This window comes from Robertmurraya korlensis (genome assembly GCF_023715225.1).
Lineage (GTDB): Bacteria > Bacillota > Bacilli > Bacillales > Cytobacillaceae > Robertmurraya_A.
On record NZ_JAMBNS010000095.1, the window covers coordinates 1 to 459 of the forward strand.

At 44.0% G+C, this 459-nt stretch carries 2 protein-coding genes; both read left to right on the forward strand.

All coding sequences use genetic code 11. The features are described 5' to 3' along the window. Positions 1 to 9 precede the first annotated feature (9 nt). Complete coding sequence (locus tag M3175_RS25490) at positions 10 to 120, forward strand: tellurite resistance TerB C-terminal domain-containing protein (protein WP_371321723.1); 111 nt, start codon at positions 10 to 12, stop codon at positions 118 to 120. 16 nt (positions 121 to 136) lie between these two features. Next, on the forward strand, positions 137 to 459 hold a 323-nt coding region (locus M3175_RS24330; RefSeq protein ID WP_251524594.1), incomplete at its 3' end, for a BREX system ATP-binding domain-containing protein.

Genomic DNA, 459 nt, shown 5'->3' on the forward strand with positions numbered 1-459 from the left:
GTCATTGAAGTGTTAAATGATTGGGCTTACGACAGCGTTGATGCCCCTGTCATTGATGCTGAAGAAATGATTTATATTGATTTTGAGATCGTTGAAGAATTACAAGCACTGTTACACTAAAAATGAAGGACACCCTATGAGCGAAAAACGTATACGCAGTAAAGAACGAGATGCCATTATCCAATCGTTAAAATCAGGGGTCACCCCAAAGATTGGCATTCAGCACATTCAAGTCGGACGAGTCAATGAGCTATCAGCACTCATCAAAGACATTGACCGTATTGCCGACGGTGGCTCGGCATTTCGTTTGATTATTGGTGAATACGGCTCTGGCAAAACGTTTTTTTTAAGCGTGATTCGTACCATTGCCCTTGAGCGAAAACTGGTGACGGTCAATGCTGATTTATCACCCGACCGCCGTCTGCATGCTTCTGCAGGACAAGCTCGCAATCTATACGC